The following is a 21,073-nucleotide window of genomic DNA, read 5'->3' as shown; positions in this document are numbered from 1 at the left end:
CATCATGCGCGCACTGCTTTTTCTGGCACTGCTTGTTTCGCCGTTGGCGGCACAGACTTACCAGGGAAAGAAACTGGTCGAGGCTTCGCTGGTTGCGGACACCACGGCGATCGTCCCGGGAAGACCGTTCCGCCTCGGCCTCCATCTGCGCATGGCGCCCGGCTGGCACACCTACTGGGAAAACCCGGGCGACTCCGGACTCGCCACCACCTTCGACCTCGAACTGCCCGCCGGCTTCGAGGCTGGACCAGTCTCCTGGCCTTTGCCGCAGCGCCTCGTCGAACCGGGTGACATCCAAGTTTATGCCTATCGCGACGAAGTTCTGCTCGTCCGAACCGTGACTGCGCCCGTTACCGAGGCGAGAGAAGTCGAGTTTCGCGCGAAATCGACTTGGCTGGTTTGCGAAGCCATCTGCATCCCAGGCAAAGCCGAACTGAACCTCGCCCTTCCCGTTGCCCCTGATGCGGAGCCGGCCAACGCGGAACTTTTCACCAAGTTCACCGCTCTCGTCCCGTCCGGACAAGCGCCTCCTTTCGCGCTCGAGTGGTCGCGCACTTCCACGGGATGGAACCTCTCCATCCGGGATGCCGAGGGCGCAAAGCGTGCCGATTTCTATCCCTTCGCGGACAATGAACATCCTGTCGGCCACACAGCGCCAAGCCAGATATCGGATGGCTCGGCAACACTTGCCATACCGGTTGCCGACTCCGCTCCGGTTCGCGGCGTGCTGGCTGTTGATAACGGCGAACGTCGCGGCTGGGTTGTCGAGAGCAAGACAACGATAAGCTCCCCGGCCACCCAAACTCCGGGGGGCACCACGGGATTCTGGACTTACCTGCTGTTCGGCGCCCTCGGCGGATTCATCCTCAATCTCATGCCCTGCGTCCTGCCGGTCATCTCCCTCAAGGTTTTCGGCTTCATGCGCCAAGCCGGCGACTCGCGCTCAGCCATCCTCAAACACGGTCTCGCCTTTGTCGGAGGAATTTTTTTCTGGTTCCTTGGCTTGGCCGCCGTCGTCATCGCACTCAAGTCGGCCGGGAGCGAGGTCACGTGGGCCTTCCAGTTCCAGAGTCCATGGTTCAACTTTGTCATAGGCGCCATTGTTTTTCTCTTCGCCCTCAACCTTTTCGGCGTTTTTGAAATCGTTCTGCCCGGGCGCGCCGCCCAAGGCATCGCGGAGGCAGGCAGCCACGGGGGCCTGGCCGGATCCTTTACCCAGGGAATCCTCGCAACGCTACTGGCCACACCTTGCACCGCGCCGTTCCTCGGGACGGCACTCGGCTTCGCCTTCGCCCAGACGCCTGCCGTCATTTTCGCCATGTTCGGTGCCATCGCAGGCGGCATGGCATTTCCTTACCTGCTGCTGGCGGCGAAACCCGGATGGATGAAATTTCTGCCGAAACCCGGTGCGTGGATGGAAAGGCTCAAGCAGTTCATGGGCTTTCCCCTCGCAGCCACCCTCCTCTGGCTTCTTTACGTCATCGGACAACAGCGCGGCACCGAGGCCGTCATATGGGCCTCCGCATCCTATCTTTGCCTCGCCTTGGCGGCGTGGCTCTACGGGGCGTTCCTAGGACCGCTGTCATCCACGCGCGCCAAGACGTTCGCCGCACTGGGCATCGCGCTCTCGCTTTTCGTCGGGCTGGGTTACTTCGCAGGCAACCTTTTCGCCCGCACAACGATCGCGGCCGCCGAAAAATCCTCACCTGCTCAGGCCGGAGGCATTTCATGGATTCCTTATTCCGAAGCCAAGCTGCAACGACTCCTGGCCGAGGGCAAACCCGTCTTCCTGGATTTCACCGCCGATTGGTGCATCACATGCAAATTCAACATGCGCACCGCGATCGATACGGCGGCGGTCCGCGAGGGCTTCGCCAGACAAGGCATCGTCCCCATGCTTGCGGACTGGACAAACAGCAACCCCGAGATCACTCGCAAGCTTGCCCGATTCGGCCGAGTCGGGGTTCCTTTTTACTTGTTTTATCCTGCGGGTCGCGCGAATGACCCCGTGATCCTTCCCGAAATTCTCACCGAACAGATCGTCCTGCGATCGGTCGGGATAACTGACAACACGCATAGACCATGAAAACACAAATCCTATCCTTCGTTGCGTTCGCATTATTCGCCGCCGCGTGCCATGCCGCGCCCGCGCCCGGTGAGCAAGCGCCTGACTTCACGCTCACGGACTCCGATGGCAAGAGCCACAAACTGTCCGATTTCAAAGGCAAGGTCGTGGTCTTGGAATGGCTCAATCACGGATGCCCGTTCGTCAAAAAGCACTATGACAGCGGCAACATGCAGAAGCTTCAGAAGGAATACACAGGCAAAGACGTCGTCTGGCTGTCGATCGTGTCATCCGCCCCCGGCAAGCAGGGACACATGAGCCGCGAGGAGACCAACAAAACCAAACAGGAAAAAAGCGCCGCACCTACGGCCATCCTAATCGACGAGGAAGGCACGGTGGGCAGACTCTACGATGCGAAGGTCACGCCGGAACTCTTCGTCATCGACGGCAGCGGCATCGTCGTTTACGCGGGCGCGATCGATGACAAAAAATCGACGGATCCCGCAGATGTCACCGGCGCAAAAAACTTCGTCAAACAAGCTTTGGACGAAACGCTCGCCGGAAAGAAAGTTTCGGAGCCTCGGACCACGGCCTACGGTTGCTCAGTCAAATACGCGAACTGATCAGCCCCGCCTTTGCGCAGCTCAAGGAATGCGCAGCACCATTCCCGGCTTGAGCTTGGTCGGATCAGGAAACACATCCTTGTTCGCCTCCGCAATCTTCGGCCACTGGCCGGTGCTGCCGTAATACTTTCGGGCAATCGCAGCCAAGGTCTCGCCCTTCTGGACGGTGTGAGTTCGTCCGGCAGCCGATGCTTGCGCCGGCGTTGCCTGCGGTGCTCCTGCGGGAGCCGAAACGGGCGCCACCGCAGCCGCAGATGAAGCGGACGCACCAGCGCCGACCGGAAGAGCGCGGCGGACCTCAGGCTCAGGCGTTGCTGCCGGCGCGGGAGCGGGCGGAGGCGTCGCGGCTACGACCATGGCCGGCCTCGTCGAAGGTTCCGGCGTTGCCGCCGGCAGAGACGCAACGGCGCGATGTGAATCCGCCGCAGGCCTGAGACCCCCGCCTTTGCGCAATTCTGCCACTTGCCGCTGAAGCTCGAGATTCTCGTTCTTCAGGCGGGAGGCCTCGCGCGCCGGCATCATCGAACCTTCCGACAGCCGCGAAACAATCGTCAGCCTCAACCGCTCCACATAGCTTTTTACGTCGGTCGAAAATTGCCCCTGTGGCGCCAACTCAAGGTAACGCTCGAAGTGATGAAGCGCCCCCACCTCGTTTTTCAGCTGATCCTCGTAAAGCAAACCCAGACGATAATGCGCTTCGGCTGAAAGCATGGTGCCGTCGAGCGCTGTCTCGTAGTATTGCACCGCCCTTTGCACTTCGCCGCGCTGCAACGCCTCATTACCCTCGCGAATATTCCTACCAGTCTGCGAAACGGTCAGCAGGTCGCATCCCGCCAAAAAAATCGGCAATAAGGACAAAAGGACTACTCTCGTGACCACCCGTTTCCTTGTCGCTGGTTTCATCATGATGCGCATGATATGTTCCGCGGCATGTCAGGCAAGGCTCTCGTCACGATGGCAGGGACCGCGAGCCTGCTCATTGCAGGATGCGCCGGCACGCACCAATCTGTCCCCCCTCCGCCCCCTGTGGCCGTGGGAGCCTCTTTGCCTTCGCCCAAACCCGCTGTGACGACAAAATCTCTTGAAGGCAAATCTCGCCCCCCGCTGCGAACGTCACTGGCAAAGCCCCAGCCAAAGCCGAAGCCTGCAACAGAAGAACTGACATCTTCCATCCGAGGCGACTGCACCTGGGTCGCACCCGCACGTTCCCTCGTGGTCAAAAAGGCAGGAACGCCTGATTCGCCGCAGCAGGTGCCACTCTTCCGCCAAGCGATCGTTCTGGCAAAGGTGCGCGCCGCACTCGCCGGAACACCCGCCGCGCCGCGGGCGGAGTTTCACCAAGGCACCCTCACACTCACCTTCAACCGTGGCAGCAGTGCCGAAATCGCTGCTGCAGCGAACCGCGCGCTTTCCACGCAAGAGGTGGATGTGATGCGACTTGAACTTGTGCAATGAAAGAGAGGCGAGGGTCGGAATCGAACCGACGCATAGGGCTTTTGCAGAGCCCGGCCTTACCACTTGGCTACCCCGCCAAATCTTGCAACACGACATTGTTTGGCAGGGCACTGCCCGATGTCAAACCCGCGAATTTACGGTTGACGTTGTGTCTTTGGCTTTCCTATTCTTAAGGGTCACAGGCGCGGACCACACAATCCACGCAAAAACACTTTCATGAATCCAATGCTCCTCGAAAAAGCCCGCGAAACTGTCGGCAACGACAAAATTCTGGTTAATCTCGTCTCGCGCCGCGTCAGGCAACTCAACGCCACGAGCCGCCCTCTCGTCGAGGTCGAGCCAGGCATGGGCTTCATCGATATTGCACTGAAGGAAATCGGCGAAGGCAAGCTGTCCGCCCGCGGTCGCGCGGCCGACAGCGCCGCGGCGGCCTGACGCCACCCGCCGATCGGCGCCAAGGGAGGCCCGCCATGGGCACCGACATTGTCACCAACCGCAAGGCGCGCCACAGCTTCAACATCCTCGAATGCTTCGAAGCGGGGCTGTCCCTTAAGGGCACAGAGGTTAAATCCATCCGTGCAGGCCTGGCCAACATGACGAATGCATTCGCGCGGCTGGACAAAGGCGAGCTCTTCCTGCACGGACTCGACATCCAGCCTTACGAACGAGCCAGTCACGAGCAGCACGAGGCCAAGCGTCCGAAGCGGCTGCTTGTCCACCGTGCGGAATTGCACAAACTCCGTGAAATGGTGGAACAACAAGGCTGCGCACTCCCGGCGATCCGCCTTTACTGGAAAAACCGGCACGTCAAAGTCCAGATCGGCATCGCCAAGGGCAAAAAGGCGCCCGACAAACGCCAAGACTTGAAGCAACGTGTAGCCGAGCGCGAAGCTGCCCGCACTGCCGCCGCCTTCAACCGCCGGGGCTAGAATTGCCGTTGTTCGCCACGCGGAACACGTTAAATATGCCGCCACTCATGTCCGTGCCTGACATCCATCCATCCCGCGAAGAGTTCGCTGCACTTGCCGCGAACCATCGTGTTGTCCCCGTCTGGACGGAGTTGGTCTCGGATGCAGAGACGCCGGTGACGGCCTTCGCCAAAATTTCAGGCGAGGAGCCGGCTTTCCTTTTCGAGTCCGCCGAACAGGACGAGAGAAGCGGGCGCTACTCCATACTGGGCGCCGGCGCGGAGCGCGAATTCATCGCACGCGGCAACGAATTCGAAGTCCGCCGGCAAGGGAAAGTCGTCCGCTCGGGCCGGGTAGCGGATCCGCTGGCTGAACTCGAGCGCGAGATGTCCGGCCTGCGCGCCCCCGAAGGCACTCTTCATTTTCCCGGGGGGTGCGTGGGTTACATGTCTTACGACGCTGTCCGCTACTTCGAACCCACCGTCCCTCCGCATCAGGAAGACGCGCTTGGGCTGCCCGATCTCTACTTTTTCACCACCGACCGCGTTCTGGTTTTCGATCACGTCACGCGCCGGCTCAAGGTGATCGTCAACGCTTACCCCGGCACTGACCCGCAGGCCGCTTACGCGGCCGCGTGTGCCAAGCTCAGCGACCTGCTCTCCCAACTCGATCGTCCCACCTCGCTCAAGCCTTCGTCGCCTTCTATCCCGCCGACCCCCGCCCCCGTATCGTCGAATACCGGCGAAGCCGATTTTCTTGCAAGCGTCGAACGAGCGAAAGAATACATACGCGCAGGCGACGTGTTTCAGATTGTCCTCTCCCAGCGCTTCGCCACGCCTTACACCGGATCGCCACTCGAGCTTTACCGAGCGCTGCGCTTCATCAATCCCTCACCCTACATGTTCCTCATCCGCTGCCCCGGATTTCACCTCGTCGGCAGTTCGCCCGAAGTGCACGTTCGCGTCGATGAAGGGCAAGTGCAGATCCGCCCCATTGCCGGCACCATCCGCCGGGGATCGACATCCGAGGAAGACAATGCCAATGCGCAAAAACTTCTCGCCGACCCCAAAGAACGCGCCGAGCACCTCATGCTGGTGGACCTTGCTCGCAATGACGTCGGGCGCATCGCCGAATACAAATCCGTCCGCGTCACCGATTTCATGACCATCGAGCGCTACAGCCACGTCATGCACATCGTGTCGAATGTCGTCGGCTCGTTGTCTCCCGGTCACTCCACCTACGACGTCATGCGTGCCACATTCCCGGCCGGGACAGTCTCCGGCGCCCCGAAGGTTCGGGCCATGCAAATCATCAACGCACTCGAGAAAAGCAAGCGTTGCAGCTATGCGGGCGCCGTGGGCTACTTCGGCTACGACGGCAATCTCAACTCCTGCATCGCCCTGCGCACAGTTCTGCTCAAGGACGGCACTGCTTATGTGCAAGCCGGCGCCGGGGTGGTTGCCGACAGCACCCCGCAAGGCGAGTATCAAGAAACCATCAACAAGGCCATGGGCGTGATCCGCGCCATCGAGCGGGCCCGCACCGTGGAGCAATCATGATCCTCGTCATCGATAACTACGACAGCTTCACTTACAACCTCGTCCAGTATTTCGGCGAGTTGGGTGCGGACCTACGCGTGGTGCGCAACGACCAGATCACTGTCGCGGAAATCGAAACGCTCGCACCTGAGCGCATCGTGATCTCCCCCGGCCCATGCACACCCTCCGAGGCCGGAGTGAGCAGCGAGGTGATCAAAACTTTCGGAGCGCGATTGCCCGTGCTCGGCGTCTGCCTCGGACACCAGTGCATTGGCGAAGTTTACGGAGGCGAAGTCGTCCGGGCCGACCGCCTGATGCACGGCAAAACCTCCCCGATCACCCATGGCGGCCAAGGCGTGTTTGCAGGCCTTCCCTCTCCTTTCGAAGCAACCCGTTACCACTCGCTCATCGTAAAACGCGAGACTCTTCCAAACGTCCTCGAGATCACAGCCGAGACGGCCGAGGGCGAAATCATGGGACTGCGGCACAACAAGCACCCCGTCCACGGTGTCCAGTTCCACCCCGAGTCCATCCTCACCACGGAAGGAAAGCAGCTGCTGAAAAATTTTCTCAATCTTTAATTTCTGATGCTAGGCGCGCATTTGTTCTTGTTCTAGGCAAAGGATAATACAATACAGCAATCATGAAGCGGTGGCTGGAATTGGCTCTGGCGTTGACGTGTCTCGCAGCTTGCCAAAGCAGGGCAGCCACCAACCAAAATACTTCTCCGTTCAGTGGTTTTCGATGGCCTTGGTTAGAGGTTAAAGAACGCAAGTTTGAGACTTTGTTTCACTCCTCGCCCCTTGAGACGATGCAAAAAGATCAAGCCGTGGCTGAAAGAGGAGTTAAAGCCGATCACGCCCGCGAAATGAATCTTTTCAAGCGCCAGCATCGGGCAAAGCTCCAACACTACGTGGATACACGAATCGAGTTGGCCGTGGAGAAAGTTAGACGTGATCAGTTGTTTGCCGAGCAAACCGGCGCAGAGCAGGAGAACCAATCCGTAGAAGTCTCTTATACCACAGGCGACTCCGGGGGCAGGCAGACACCGTATGCACGAAATGCCATCTCTACGTGGTTTCCTCGACAACAAAGCGGCTCATCTCCCTCACCAGCCAATTCGTCTGTTAGCAAGCCGGTCGCCTTAGCCACAGAAGTCGTCAAAAGAACGAAACACATTTTACAAGGTTCTGACCTGCTGGTCGAATCCAGCATCCATCACGGCATACCGAAAGAGCTTGCCGTCCTCGTTGCCCTCTTCATGTTGCACGTTCCGTCCGTTGCGGTGGTATCCGCTGTCATGGGAGTCACGTTGATACGCCGTCGTTATTCCAGAACGGGCGCCCTGCTCCTGGGTCTAGCCGCCATACTTGCGGTTGTTATTTTCTTCGCGATGCCGTGATAAAACAACACATCATGCACTTGGCGCATGTGGCCCCATGTTCGTGACGGGCGCGTTGGTGATGATCTGGTTCGGGATCGATACGATATAGCCTTCCGCAGTTCTCACGCGCGTGCTGCGCAATCCGATCCTCACCACCGTGCCGGTGATGTCGCTGGTCCGAATGTTGTCTCCGACCTGGAAAGTTCGATCCAGAAGGACAGCCAGCGATCCAAAGAGGTTCGCCAGCGTCTCTTTGGCCGCGAGTGCCACGGCCAATCCGCCAATGCCGAGGCCTGCGAGCAAACCTGCAACATTGTATCCCGCATTTTGCAGAGCAAGCAGAGCAGCCACCGTCACGAGAAACACCTGACAACTGCGTGAGAGCACGGGGGCAAGGGTGCGGCGCGTGCGCTCTTCGCCGGGGTCCTTGGCGCGGAGGGCCCACTGGCCAAGCACGAGCCGGACGGCAGCCGACGCGACAAAGGCCACGAGCAAAACGAATGACGCCTGAAGCAGGCGATCGGCCCAACGATCCGCGGCGGGCGGCAAATCGAGAAGGTGCACACCCGCAGCAACACCGGTGATGAAAAATCCCCAGCGCACGATCGGGACAAGTGAGTCGAGAACTTTCCAACGCAGCCCACCTTGCGGATGTCCGGATCGGGAGCGGCAGAAGCGACGCAGGACCCAGGCCGCCCCCCAGCCGCATGCCAAGAGCACAATAAACGCCGAAAGGCCCCAAGAGAGGTCCGGTGTCCACACTTTGCTCATACCGCTTTATTTAAACTGCGCGATGCAGCGGGGCACGCTTTTCCAGAAACCGCACGGCCGACTCCGATATGGCCGCCCGCTCGCGAGCGCTCTTTTTGTCGAGGGTCCTGATGGCCATGGCAACCCGCGGGTTGCGCGACAAGACGGCGCGGTGCCGCGCGAAGAAATCCCAGTAGAGATAGTTGAAAGGGCACGCGTCCGGCCCGGTCTTCTCCGCGGGCTTGAACCGGCATCCAGCGCAGTAATTGCTCATGCGGGAAATATAGCCGGAACCCGCTGCATAGGGCTTGGTGGCCATGAAGCCACCGTCGGCATGCAGCACCATGCCCAAGACATTCGCTGCCATGACCCAGTCGTGCGCATCAACATACATTTCAAGAAACCAGCGCAGTGCCTCCTGCGGACGGACTCCTGCAATCAGCAGAAAGTTGCCCAACACCATCAGTCTTTGGATGTGGTGATTGAAGCCGCTGTCGATAACCTGACGGAGGCATTGGCGCAGGCAGTTGAGTTCAGTTTCCCCCGTGTAGAAAAAGTCCGGCAACGCCCTTTCCGCAGACAGCCCGTTGACCTCCGTATAGCCGGGCATCTTAAGCCAATACACACCGTTCACGAATTCACGCCAGCCGGCGATCTGCCGAACGAAACCCTCCACGCTACTGAGCGGCGCTCTTCCGGCGTCAAAGGCCGAAACGGCCTTTTCTATGCATTCGCGTGGGGTGAGCAGGCCGAGATTTATCATGGGCGAGATCACCGAATGGAACAATTGCGACTGCCCTTCGACCATGAGGTCCTCCCAAGGACCGAAACCCGCAAGACGGGCGTCGATGAACGAATCCAACCAGCGCAAGGAAGAGTGCCGATCCACTGGAAGCCAAAACCCGGCTGTTGTCCCGGGATGGTCGGGAAATGCCTTTTCCACAAGCGCCATCACATTGCGGGTCAATTTGTCCGGTTCGATCTCCTGCAGCTGCGCCACTGGACGTCCCCCCTTCACCCAATCGCGGAAAGTTTTTCTATTCTCCTCGTCGAAATTCCACTGCCCTCCAACCGGCTTTCCGTCAGGTTGCATCAGAAACCCGAACTCCGACCGCACGCGCCGGTAGTGCGACTCCATGAGCAGGGACTTCTTGCCGCGTGCCCAGTTTGCAAAATCTTCGCGCGGCACAAGAAACTGCTTGGTGGGAAGGATCCGGATCGGAAATTTCTTGCACAGCGAGGTTGCGGCCTGCTGCTCGTCGAAATTGTTCGGCTCTGCGAGCATAATTTCGCGAGGCCGATGTTTCCGCATGTGGTCCGCGAGCGCCGACTTCCAATCCGTTGCTGCGGTCAGCTCATGGTAGTCCACTTTCCATCCATCCTTTTGCAACTCTTCCGCCCGATGTCGCTGCGCGGCGAGCAGAAGGACGAGCCTTTGCTTGTGATACTTCAACCTGCGGAGAGCCGGAGCACTCTCGATGAATAAAACAACGTCATCCGCCCGCCGCGCACCGAGAAAGGCCGCATTGTCCGGCCCGAGCTGATCCCAGAGCATCCAAATGGTCCGTCCCATAAGTAGAAGCTACCGGCTTTTACCGCCTCACTCCAAGGATGTTCCCTTTTCGGCTTCCGTGTCTCCGACCTTTCGGGTTTGCTCGATTTATGACGACCAAAATCCGGAACAAAATCATTTTTCTGACCTGTATCTTCGCTTTCCTCGGTCTCGGCGTGCTGATTTACCGCGAGTGGGTCGTGCAAAGGCCGTTCGCCGTGGTTCTTTTTGTCGCCGACAATCTCTCGCCGTCGCAGTTGGCCGCGGGACGCATCTTCACCGGCGGGTCCGGTTTCCGCTACGGATTGGAATCGATGCCGCACGTCGCTCTCGTGACCCCGCGCTCACGCGATTATGCGGTGGCGGACAGCGCCGCGGCGGCGACCGCGCTCGCCACAGGGCAGGAGGTCAACCGCGGTGCCTTGGGACTTAGTCCCGAGGGCCAATCCCTAGAGTCGCTTCTCTCGCTTGCCCGGCGGCAAGGGCGGGCCACCGGCCTGGTCTCTAACACGCCGCTCACCGATCCTGCTCCGGCCGCTTTCTACGCACACGCGACGGACACAAGCGATACAACGGCTTTGGCAGTGCAATTGGTGGACGAGGCGCCGATGGATGTGATGTTGGGCGGAGGCGCTTCGCAACTGGCCCCGGCCGAACAAGGCGGAACGCGAAAGGATGGTCGCGATCTTCTGCTCGACATGCGGCAGCGCGGATTCGATATCGTCCGAACCCGGGCCGAGCTGGAAAACACTCCCGGGTGGCGCAGTCCCCAAGTCTTCGGTGTGTTCTCCGACGGTGATCTCGCCTTCGTCGAAGACCAGCCTCGCTACGCCAGCCAACCGCGCTTGGCCGACCTTGTTTCACGGGCCATCGGACTCCTGCAATACAACCGCAAGGGCTACTTCCTGGTGGTCAATGCCGGTTTGTCCGGCAGAGCCGCGGATTTGGGGCGTGGCGAGACCCTGCTCCGGGAGATTGGAGCACTCGATGAGGCGGTGGCGGCCGCGCTTCAATACGCCGGTGAAGATGCGTTGGTTATGGTTGCCGGCTTGGCCAATTCCGGGGGACTTCAGCTCAACGGTTTCTCTTTCGCCCCGGACAGGGGGATTGCGGTGCTTGGAACGAGCGCTGCTGGCATTCCCGCTTTGTCATGGGCAACCGGACCGAGCCGGACCCAAACAAAGGAGGGTTCAACAACGGCAGAAGTGGTGGCATCGCCAACTGAACGCCCCGCGCCTGTCGCCGGCGACTCGCTTGTCTTCGCTTCTGGGCCGCGCACGGATTCAGTGCGCGGGTTCTTAACCTACCCGCAGTTGAATGAAGTCCTCAGGAAGAGTCTCTAACAAATCTCCGATCGGGCGATTCAAGCTCCCGCTTCCTCCTGCAAGCCTTCACCCACCATGTAACGGGTGAAGCGACGGATCACGATGTTTTCACCCAGCTCCGAGATCTTCGACTTCACGAGGTCGGCGATGGTGATGTCGGGGTTCTTGATGAAAGGCTGCTCCATCAGGCAAATACTGCCGTAGAATTTTTCCACTTTGCCCTCGACAATCTTATCGACGATGTTTGCCGGCTTTCCCTCCACCTGCTGGCGGTAGATAGCGCGCTCGCGCTCGATCTCGACCGCATCGACTTGCTCGCGGGAGACGCAGGTCGGATTGGCGGCGGCGATGTGAAGCGTGATGTCCTTGACGAATTCGCGGAAGTTTTCGTTCTTGGCGACGAAGTCAGTCTCGCAATTGACTTCGACCAACACGCCGACCTTGCCCTGCAAGTGGATGTAGGAGGCGACGATGCCCTCCTTGGCGCTGCGCGATGCCTTCTTCCCCGCGGAAGCGATGCCCTTGGCCCGGAGGAGATCCTCGGCCTTGGCCAAATCGCCGCCGGCTTCTGCCAGAGCGCGTTTGCAATCCATCATACCCGCGTTGGTTTTTTCACGGAGTTCACGGACGAGTTGGGGTGAGATATCGGACATACTACAGGCTTTTAAGATTCAGTTTTGTGAGTTTTGAGCGCGACCGGCGCGTAACGACGGCAGCCGCTACTCGGCGACGCCTGCAAGCTCGGGATCCGCCTTCTTCTGGCGCACTCCAGCAGCACCTTTGATGGCGTCCACAAGTTTGCCAAGGACGACGCGAATCGAACGGATGGCATCGTCGTTACCGGCGATCGGGTAATCGACCAGCTCGGGGTTGCAATTCGTGTCAACGATCGCCACCACGGGAATGCCAAGACGATTGGCCTCACGGACGGCAATATCTTCCCGTGTGGTGTCAATGACAACCACCGCACTGGGAAGCTTGTCCATTTCGCGCACACCCTCGAGATTCTTCATCAGGCGCGCGTGCTCGCGGCGGAGCGAGGCCTGCTCCTTCTTGCCGATTTTGACGACCCCGGGGCTTTTGAGCTTCTTCTCGATCTCATTGAGACGAGCCACGCTTTTGCGGATGGTGGTGAGATTGGTCAACGTCCCACCCAGCCAGCGGTTGTGGACGTAGAACTGGCCGCACGATTCCGCTGATTCCTTGATGGCCTCCTGCGCTTGCTTTTTGCAGCCGACAAAGAGGATCTTTCCGCCCCCGGAGACGACGGTGGAAAGGAATTTGGTCGCGGCCTCCAGTTGCTCGACCGTCCGGCTGACATCGATGATGTAGATGTCGTTTTTTTCTTCCAAGATGAACTCCCGCATCTTGGGGTTCCAGCGCTTGGTCTGGTGGCCGTAGTGGACGCCCGACTCAAGGAGTTCGTTGATCAGTTCGATGGATGCCATGTTCTTGTCTTTGCTTTCGGTTTAGCCGGCTTCTTTCTCAGTCTCGGCCGCAGCGGCGAGTTCCTCGCCGAGGTCGGCCGCTTCGATTTCGATGTCGCGGGCCCCTTGGAATCCGGTGCCGGCCGGAATGAGGTGGCCCATGATGACGTTCTCCTTGAAGCCGCGAAGTTGATCCACTTTGCCGAGCGTTGCCGCATCGGTGAGGACGCGGGTCGTGTCCTGGAAGGACGCGGCGGAGATGAAGCTTTCCGTGCTGAGCGATGCCCTGGTAATACCGAGCAGCACTGGCTCGCCCTCGGCAGGTTTGCCGCCGAGCTTGGTGATGCGGTCGTTCTCAGAGTCGAATTCGGTGCGATCGACCTTGTCGTCCCAGAGGAGTGTGGTGTCGCCCGGATCGGTGATCTTCACCTTGCGCAGCATCTGCCGGATGATGATCTCGATGTGCTTGTCGTTGATCTCGACGCCCTGCAGGCGATAAACTTCCTGCACTTCGTTGAGCAAGTGCTCCTGAAGCGCGGCCGGGCCGCAGACTTGGAGAATCTCGTGCGGAAGCACCGGCCCCTCGGTTAGTTGGCTGCCTTTTTTCACACGGTCACCGTCCGCGACGATGATGTGCTTGTTGAGCGGAATGAGATGCTCTTCCTCTTCCTTGGTCTCGGGGTCGAGCACCAGCAGGCGGCGCTTGCCGCGGGCCGTGCCTTCGATCTTCACAATGCCGTCGATCTTGGCGATCTCGGCCGAGTCCTTGGGTTTCCGGGCCTCGAAAAGCTCGGCGACGCGCGGCAGACCACCGGTGATGTCCTTGGTCTTTGCCACTTTGCGCGGCGTTTTTGCAAGAAGCTGACCTGCCTCGACCTTGCGGTTGTCGGCCACGACGATGTGCGCACCGGCCGGGATCGAGTAACTGGCCACGACCTTCTTGTCGTCGTCCACCACCACGATCTGCGGATGCAGATCCTCTTTGTGCTCGATGACAACGAGACCCGTGATGCCCGTGGCTTCGTCCACCTCGCGCTTCACACTGAGTCCCGGGATCATATCGCGGAATTCCACCGTGCCGGGCTTCTCGGTGAGAATAGGCAAATTGTAGGGATCCCATTGGACAAAGACATCGCCCTTTTTGACCGTGCCGCCGTCGGCGACCGAGACAACTGAGCCGATGACAATGCTGTGGCGCTCGAGTTCGCGGCCGTCCTTGTCGTTGTAGATACCGATGAAACCGTTTTTGTTCAGCACGATGTTGTTTCCATCGGTGGACTGCACGGTGCGGAGTTCGACGTAGCGAACGGTGCCGTCGTGCTTCGCCTTGATAATCGGCTGTTTGAAGGTCTGGCTGGCCGTTCCACCGATGTGGAACGTCCGCATCGTGAGCTGGGTTCCGGGCTCGCCGATGGACTGCGCAGCGATGATGCCCACGGCTTCCCCGACTTGAACCATCTTGCCGTTGGCAAGATTGCGGCCGTAGCACTTGGCGCAGCAACCGCGCTTGGATTCGCAGGTCAGAACCGAGCGGATGCGCAACTGCTCGACACCCATATGTTCGATCGCGGCAGCCGTTTCCTCGTCAACAATCTGGCCCGCCTTGATGATGGTTTTGGCGCTAACCGGATCCTTGATCGTTTCGCAGCTTGTGCGACCGATGACCCGGGTCTTCAAATCGACAACTTCCTCGTCACCCTCGTAAATGGGTTGCACGAGAATGCCCTTCACGGTCCCGCAATCTTCCTCGGTGATGATGACGTCCTGCGCGGCATCGACCAGCTTCCGGGTCAGGTAGCCGGAGTCGGCTGTCTTGAGCGCCGTGTCGGCCAGACCCTTGCGCGCGCCGTGCGTGGAAATGAAGTATTCCAGCACCGTGAGGCCCTCGCGGAAGTTCGAAGTGATCGGACGCTCGATGATTTCGCCTGACGGTTTGGCCATGAGGCCGCGCATGCCGGCGAGCTGCTTGACCTGCTGGCGGTTGCCGCGGGCTCCAGAATCCACCATGAGGAACACCGGGTTCATTTCCTTGCGTCCCTCGTTGTGGTCGAGGGTGCGGAACATGACGTTGGAGATTTCCTCGCCCGCGTGGGTCCAGATATCGATGATTTTGTTGTAGCGCTCGCCGTCAGTGATGATACCCCGGCGATACTGTTTCTCGACCTCTTCGATCTGCTTGTGGGCACGATCGATCTCGAGCTGTTTCTCCTTCGGAATGATCATGTCCACGATTCCGATGGAAATGCCGGCGCGGGTTGCTTCGCGGAAGCCGAGATCTTTCAGACGGTCCAAGGTCTGGACAGTGACCTTCTGCCCCCCGACCTGGTAGGTATTCCAGATGATGTCGCTGAGCTGCTTCTTGCCTGCCGGCTTGTTGATGAAGCCGATCCCCTCGGGCCAAATCTCGTTGAAACGGACACGTCCAGCCGTGGTCTCGATGACCTTTTTCGAAGGATCGCCGTAAACGGTTTGTTTCCCGAAGTCGGGATTCTTGAAAAGGATGCGGGTGTGCGTCTTGATGGCGCCCTCGGAGACGGCCAACTCGACCTCGGACGCATCCGCAAAAAGCGGGAGGCGCACATCGCGGTTTTTGTCCGTGATGCGCGGATTCTGCGTGAGGTAGTAGCAGCCGAGCGTGATGTCCTGCGAAGGCGTGGTGATCGGCTTGCCGCTGGACGGCGAGAAGATGTTGTTCGTGGCCAGCATCATCATGCGGGCCTCGAGTTGCGACTCGGCCGAGAGAGGCACGTGCACGGCCATTTGGTCGCCGTCGAAGTCCGCGTTGTAGGCGGTGCAAACAAGCGGATGGATCCGAATGGCCTCACCTTCGATGAGTTGAGGCTCGAAAGCTTGGATCGAGAGCCGGTGAAGCGTCGGCGCGCGGTTGAGGAGCACGGGGTGGCCCTTGGTGACTTCTTCGAGAATGTCCCAGACAATCGGCTCCTGACGCTCGATGATTTTCTTGGCGCTGCGCACGGTGTGCACATAGCCCAGCTCTTTGAGGCGGCGGATAATGAAGGGCTCGAAAAGCACGAGCGCCATCTTCTTGGGCAAACCGCACTGGTTGAGCTTGAGTTCGGGACCGATGACAATGACAGAGCGGCCCGAGTAATCGACACGCTTGCCGAGCAAGTTTTGGCGGAAGCGCCCCTGTTTGCCCTTGAGCATGTCGCTGAGCGACTTGAGCGGGCGGTTGCTTGCGCCGGTGACCGCGCGGCCGTGGCGACCGTTGTCGAAAAGCGCATCAACGGCTTCCTGAAGCATTCGCTTCTCGTTGCGGATGATGACTTCCGGTGTCTTGAGTTGCAGCAGGTTTTTCAACCGGTTGTTGCGATTGATAACCCGGCGGTAGAGATCGTTGAGATCCGAGGTGGCGAACCTTCCGCCTTCAAGCGGCACGAGCGGACGGAGATCCGGCGGAATCACCGGAAGAACGTTGAGGATCATCCACTCCGGACGAGTGCGCGACTGGAGGAAGCCCTGGGCGAGCTTGAGACGCTTTGCCAATTTGGTTTTGGTCGTCTTGCTCTTGGTCTTCTCCATCTGCTGTTGCAGCTCTTTGACCAACTCCGCGAGGTCGATCCGCTCAAGGAGCTTTTGCAGCGCTTCCGCTCCCATTCCGGCGGTGAAGTCCTCACCGTATTGCTCCTCGGCTTCACGCAGTTCGTTCTCGTTGAGCAACTGCCCCGCTTCCAGGCCGGTGTTGCCCGGATCGATAACGATGTAATCCTCGTAGTAGATGACGCGCTCGAGTTGCTTGGCTGTAAGGTCGAGCATGAGCCCGAGACGCGACGGCGTGCACTTGTAGAACCAGATGTGCGACACAGGCACAGCCAGCTCGATGTGACCCATGCGTTCGCGCCGGACCCGCGCCAGAGTGACCTCGACGCCGCAACGGTCGCAAACCACGCCCTTGTGCTTGATGCGCTTGTATTTTCCGCACGTGCATTCCCAATCGCGGGTCGGCCCGAAGATGCGCTCGCAGAACAAGCCGCCTTTCTCGGGCTTGAAGGTGCGGTAGTTGATCGTCTCGGGATTCTTCACCTCACCGTGGCTCCAGGAACGGATGGAATCCGGGGCAGCCACGGTGACGGAGACTTGGTCGAAGGACGGGGCAGCCTCGCCCGACAGATCGCGTAGAATTTGTTCGCTCATGATAGTTTCTTTGATCCCGTTGAATTTCAGGCCACGAGGTCTGCTGGCAAGCGGCCCGGTTTGCCTGCCTTGACGTCGAGCCCGAGGCTCTTCATCTCCTTGATGAGAACGTTGAACGACTCCGGCGTTCCTGCCTCGAGGGCGTTGTCGCCCTTGACGATCGACTCGTAGATCCTCGTGCGCCCTTGGACGTCATCGGATTTGACAGTGAGAAGCTCCTGCAGCGTGTAGGCCGCACCGTAGGCTTCCAGCGCCCAGACTTCCATTTCGCCGAAGCGCTGGCCGCCGTATTGGGCTTTGCCGCCCAGAGGCTGCTGGGTAACGAGTGAGTAAGGCCCGACCGCGCGAGCGTGAATCTTGTCGGCCACGAGGTGCCCGAGCTTCATCATGTAGATGTAGCCGACAACAACCTCCTGTTCGAATCGCTCGCCATTGCGGCCATCATAGAGAACTGCCTTGCCGTTTGGCTGGACCCAAGTGAAGCCGTCCACCTTTCGTGCATCGTCGAGGTAGTTGAAAATTTTCTGTTCGTTGATGCCGTCGAACACAGGTGTCGCCACCTTGAATCCGAGAGCCTTCGCAGCGATGCCGAGATGCGTCTCTAGCACTTGGCCCACGTTCATTCGGCTCGGCACGCCGAGCGGATTGAGCACAATATCGACCGGCGTTCCGTCGGCGAGGAAAGGCATGTCTTCCTCGGGGACGATCTTCGCAACGACACCCTTGTTGCCGTGGCGTCCGGCCATCTTGTCGCCGACGCTGAGCTTGCGCTTGCTGGCGATGTAAACTTTGACCTGCTTGACGATACCGGGATCGACTTCGTCTCCGCTCTCGACGCGCATGAGATTTTCCTCGCGCTCGTGCTGGAGGTCATCGAAACGGTGGCGGTATTGGCCGATAATCTCGAGGATCTTGTTGCGGATCGGACTCGGGTCGATCTCCACCTGATTGTAAACGCCTGCCAGTTTGCGCAGCAGCGTCTTGGTGATCTTCCGGTTCGCGGGAATGATAATCTCGCCGCTTTCGCCGTTCACCACGTCGAGCGGAATCTTTTCGCCGAGAAGAACGTTGGAAAGAGCCTCGGTGAGTTGCTCGTGCAACTCGTCGCTGCGCTTCTTGTAATCCTCGTCCATCTGCTTCGCCTGCTTTTTGGCTTCCGACGGACTGAGCTTGGTCTTTGCCAGCTCTTTCTTGGACGAAACTTTGACGTCCATGACAATGCCGTAGGTTCCCGAAGGCACCGTGAGCGAGGTATCCTTAACGTCTGCAGCCTTCTCGCCGAAGATGGCGCGGAGGAGGCGCTCTTCCGGAGCCAGTTCCGTCTCGCTTTTCGGCGTGATCTTGCCGACGAGGATATCCCCCGGCTTCACCTCAGCACCGATGCGGACCACTCCGTCCGGCCCGAGGTTGCGCAGCGCTTCCTCGCCGACGTTGGGGATGTCGCGCGTGATTTCCTCCGGCCCGAGCTTCGTGTCGCGCGCGCCGATTTCGAATTCGTCGATGTGGATGGATGTGTAAATGTCCTCCTTCACCACCCGCTCGCTGATGAGGATTGCGTCCTCGAAGTTGTATCCGCTCCACGGGGTGAAGGCGACAAGCACGTTGCGGCCGAGCGCGAGTTCCCCGCCCTCGGTGCACGGACCGTCGGCGATCACATCGCCACGCTTGACGGTCTGTCCTTTTTTGACGAGCGGATGCTGGTTGATGCATGTGCTGCTGTTCGACCGCATGAACTTCCGCAGTTCGTAAGCATACACGTGCTTGTCGGGGTCGGTCTTGATCTTGCGCTTGCCCTCAGGAAGCTGGCCATCTTTGGTCACAATAATCTGGTCGGCAGTCACCGAGGCGACTCGACCGGATTCTTCCGCAACAATGACAGCCTTGGAGTCGCGGGCCACGCGGCCTTCGAGACCGGTGCCGACGAGAGGCGACTCGGAACGCAGGAGCGGAACCCCCTGGCGTTGCATGTTCGATCCCATCAGCGCGCGGTTGGCGTCGTCGTGCTCGAGGAACGGAATGAGGCCGGCAGCAACGGACACCAACTGCTTGGGCGACACGTCCATGTAGTGAACTTTCGCCGGCTCGACTTCGAGGAAGTCGCCGCGATAACGGACGGAAACTTTATCTCCGACCAGTTTGCCATGGCCGTCCACAACCGAGTTGGCCTGCGCCACCAGGAAGTTTTCCTCCTTGTCCGCGGCGAGGTAATCGATCTGATCGGTGACCCGCCCGTTGACCACTTTGCGGTAGGGCGTCTCGATGAAGCCGAAATCGTTGATGCGCGCAAAAGTGCTCAGCGAGCTGATGAGGCCGATGTTGGGACCCTCGGGCGTCTCGATCGGGCAAATGCGGCCGTAATGAGAAGGATGCACGTCGCGAACCTCGAACCCGGCCCGGTCGCGGCTCAAGCCGCCCGGCCCGAGCGCGGACAGACGGCGCTTGTGAGTCAGTTCGGAGAGCGGATTCGTCTGATCCATGAACTGGCTGAGTTGGGACCGCCCGAAGAAATCGCGGACCACGCCGCTGAGCGCCTTCGGGTTGATTAGTTTCGAAGGCGTTATGTGCTCGAGGGCGGAGTCGAACAATGTCATGCGCTCCTTGACCACTCGCTCGGTGCGGGCGAGGCCGGTGCGGCACTGGTTGGCCAGAAGTTCGCCCACGGTGCGGACGCGCCGGCTACCGAGGTGATCGATGTCGTCAACAATGCCCTCCTCACGCTTCAATTCGAGCAAGTGCTTGACCGCGGCGATGAAATCTTCGCGGGTCATCACACGCGTCTCGTCCGGAATATTGAGATTGAGCTTGAGATTGATTTTGTGGCGGCCGACGCGACCGAGATCGTATTTCTTCGGATCGAAGAACATGCGCTTGAGCATGCTCTTGGCATTGGCCACGGTCGGCGGATCACCCGGACGCAGCTTGCGATAAATATCCTTGAGCGCTTCTTCCTCGTTGTGGGCGGGATCCTTGCGCAGGGACTTGATGATGGTGTCATCCCCCGACACATCGACAACGGAGACCTTGGCAATCCCGGCGGCGAGCAGGCGCGATACAGTGGCCTTGTTCAAAGGCTCGAAAGCATTGGCCAAAACTATTTCGCCGTCCTTGATATCTTCCACCAGCACCTTGCTGGCCAGCTCGTCCTCGTCGAGACGGCCGCCGAGCTTGAGATCCTGCGGCGAGTAGAAAAGGCCGACGATGTCCTTGTCCGAGGGATACCCCATGGCGCGAAGGAATGTGGTGGCGAGGAATTTGCGCCGGCGCTTGCGGCGATCCATGTAAACGTAGAGCAGATCGTTTGTGTCGAACTGGACTTCGACCCACGAACCGCGGTCCGGAATGATGCGGAAGCTGTAGAGAATCTTCCCGTTGGCGTGGAGAGTTGATTCGAAGCAGATGCCGGGCGAGCGGTGCAACTGGCTGACGATCACGCGCTCCGCTCCGTTTATGACAAAAGTGCCCTGCGGGGTCATGAGCGGCAACTCGCCCATGTAGACTTTTTCTTCCTTCGTTCCCTTCTCGTCCTTGAAGCGGAAGGTCACGTGCAGCGGCGCGCTGTAGGTTTCCCCTTCCCGCTGAGCTTGCAGCGCGCCGAGCTTCGGCTGACCGATGTCATAACCGACATATTCCAGCACCATCTTCTCGTCGTAGCTGGGGATCGGGAAGACCTCGCGGAAAACGGCCTCGAGGCCGGTGTTTTTGCGTTTGCCCGGGGAGACTCCCTCCTGCAGGAACTCCTTGTAGGAGTCGACCTGCAACTCGATGAGGTTGGGAGCTTCCGTAGTTTCCTTGAGCTTGCCGAAGTAAAGACGATCAGACATTGATGCGAAGGTTGTTATTGCGCGGAGCGCTGGTGTGTTTTCCCCCGACTGCGGCGAAAAAGTGCGCGAG

At 59.6% G+C, this 21,073-nt stretch carries 16 protein-coding genes and 1 tRNA gene; 9 read left to right on the top strand and 8 right to left on the bottom strand.

Annotated elements, in window-relative coordinates; translation table 11 throughout:
• Positions 1 to 4: 4 nt before the first annotated feature.
• A complete protein-coding gene (locus FGM15_05105) occupies positions 5 to 2,086 on the top strand; it encodes a thiol:disulfide interchange protein (protein ID MBU3665241.1) in 2,082 nt (693 codons plus the stop codon).
• A complete protein-coding gene (locus FGM15_05100; protein ID MBU3665240.1) occupies positions 2,083 to 2,688 on the top strand; it encodes a thioredoxin family protein in 606 nt (201 codons plus the stop codon). The genes FGM15_05105 and FGM15_05100 overlap by 4 nt, the downstream gene beginning before the upstream one ends.
• A gap of 21 nt (positions 2,689 to 2,709) precedes the next feature.
• Here the strand turns inward: FGM15_05100 and FGM15_05095 are convergent, their stop codons facing one another.
• The gene (locus tag FGM15_05095) at positions 2,710 to 2,931 is read right to left on the bottom strand and encodes a LysM peptidoglycan-binding domain-containing protein (GenBank protein MBU3665239.1); all 222 of its coding nucleotides are present in this window, start codon (positions 2,929 to 2,931) and stop codon (positions 2,710 to 2,712) included.
• Between the two features lie 969 nt (positions 2,932 to 3,900).
• Here FGM15_05095 and FGM15_05090 point away from each other — a divergent pair.
• On the top strand, positions 3,901 to 4,143 hold the full coding sequence (locus FGM15_05090; GenBank protein MBU3665238.1) for a hypothetical protein: 243 nt from the start codon (positions 3,901 to 3,903) through the stop codon (positions 4,141 to 4,143).
• Positions 4,144 to 4,148: 5 nt separating this feature from the next.
• On the opposite strand, the gene FGM15_05085 is transcribed toward FGM15_05090, so the two are convergent.
• Positions 4,149 to 4,220: transfer RNA gene (locus FGM15_05085), tRNA-Cys, on the bottom strand.
• A 139-nt stretch (positions 4,221 to 4,359) separates the two neighbouring features.
• Between FGM15_05085 and FGM15_05080 the strand changes: the two genes are divergently transcribed.
• From FGM15_05080 to FGM15_05060, 5 genes are all read left to right on the top strand, one after another.
• Positions 4,360 to 4,578, top strand: a complete 219-nt coding sequence (locus FGM15_05080) for a DNA-directed RNA polymerase subunit omega (GenBank protein ID MBU3665237.1) — start codon at positions 4,360 to 4,362, stop codon at positions 4,576 to 4,578.
• Positions 4,579 to 4,613: 35 nt separating this feature from the next.
• On the top strand, positions 4,614 to 5,072 hold the full coding sequence (gene smpB, locus FGM15_05075) for an SsrA-binding protein SmpB (GenBank protein MBU3665236.1): 459 nt from the start codon (positions 4,614 to 4,616) through the stop codon (positions 5,070 to 5,072).
• 47 nt (positions 5,073 to 5,119) lie between these two features.
• Positions 5,120 to 6,610 (top strand): anthranilate synthase component I, encoded by a 1,491-nt coding sequence (gene trpE, locus FGM15_05070; GenBank protein MBU3665235.1) that lies wholly within the window; start codon positions 5,120 to 5,122, stop codon positions 6,608 to 6,610.
• Entirely contained in the window at positions 6,607 to 7,170 is a 564-nt protein-coding gene (locus FGM15_05065) for an aminodeoxychorismate/anthranilate synthase component II (GenBank protein MBU3665234.1), read from the top strand. The genes trpE and FGM15_05065 overlap by 4 nt, the downstream gene beginning before the upstream one ends.
• Positions 7,171 to 7,232: 62 nt before the next feature.
• Positions 7,233 to 7,991: a hypothetical protein gene (locus FGM15_05060; protein MBU3665233.1), complete on the top strand. Its 759-nt coding sequence runs from the start codon at positions 7,233 to 7,235 to the stop codon at positions 7,989 to 7,991.
• 12 nt (positions 7,992 to 8,003) lie between these two features.
• Here the strand turns inward: FGM15_05060 and FGM15_05055 are convergent, their stop codons facing one another.
• Positions 8,004 to 8,744 carry a mechanosensitive ion channel gene (locus FGM15_05055; protein MBU3665232.1) on the bottom strand — a complete coding sequence of 247 codons (741 nt, stop codon included), beginning with the start codon at positions 8,742 to 8,744 and terminating at the stop codon, positions 8,004 to 8,006.
• Positions 8,745 to 8,754: 10 nt separating this feature from the next.
• Entirely contained in the window at positions 8,755 to 10,296 is a 1,542-nt protein-coding gene (locus tag FGM15_05050) for a cryptochrome/photolyase family protein (protein MBU3665231.1), read from the bottom strand.
• Between the two features lie 38 nt (positions 10,297 to 10,334).
• Between FGM15_05050 and FGM15_05045 the strand changes: the two genes are divergently transcribed.
• Positions 10,335 to 11,618 (top strand): hypothetical protein, encoded by a 1,284-nt coding sequence (locus tag FGM15_05045; protein ID MBU3665230.1) that lies wholly within the window; start codon positions 10,335 to 10,337, stop codon positions 11,616 to 11,618.
• Positions 11,619 to 11,638: 20 nt separating this feature from the next.
• On the opposite strand, the gene tsf is transcribed toward FGM15_05045, so the two are convergent.
• From tsf to rpoB, 4 genes are all read right to left on the bottom strand, one after another.
• A complete protein-coding gene (gene tsf, locus FGM15_05040; protein ID MBU3665229.1) occupies positions 11,639 to 12,253 on the bottom strand; it encodes a translation elongation factor Ts in 615 nt (204 codons plus the stop codon).
• A 66-nt stretch (positions 12,254 to 12,319) separates the two neighbouring features.
• Positions 12,320 to 13,048, bottom strand: a complete 729-nt coding sequence (gene rpsB, locus FGM15_05035) for a 30S ribosomal protein S2 (protein MBU3665228.1) — start codon at positions 13,046 to 13,048, stop codon at positions 12,320 to 12,322.
• A 21-nt stretch (positions 13,049 to 13,069) separates the two neighbouring features.
• Complete coding sequence (rpoC, locus tag FGM15_05030; GenBank protein MBU3665227.1) at positions 13,070 to 17,182, bottom strand: DNA-directed RNA polymerase subunit beta'; 4,113 nt, start codon at positions 17,180 to 17,182, stop codon at positions 13,070 to 13,072.
• Between the two features lie 26 nt (positions 17,183 to 17,208).
• Positions 17,209 to 21,003, bottom strand: a complete 3,795-nt coding sequence (rpoB, locus tag FGM15_05025) for a DNA-directed RNA polymerase subunit beta (GenBank protein ID MBU3665226.1) — start codon at positions 21,001 to 21,003, stop codon at positions 17,209 to 17,211.
• Between the last annotated feature and the right edge of the window lie 70 nt (positions 21,004 to 21,073).

This window comes from Chthoniobacterales bacterium (assembly GCA_018883245.1).
GTDB lineage: Bacteria > Verrucomicrobiota > Verrucomicrobiia > Chthoniobacterales > JACTMZ01 > JACTMZ01.
Note: the sequence above shows the minus strand (reverse complement) of the source record. Positions and strands in the feature narration are given on the sequence as shown.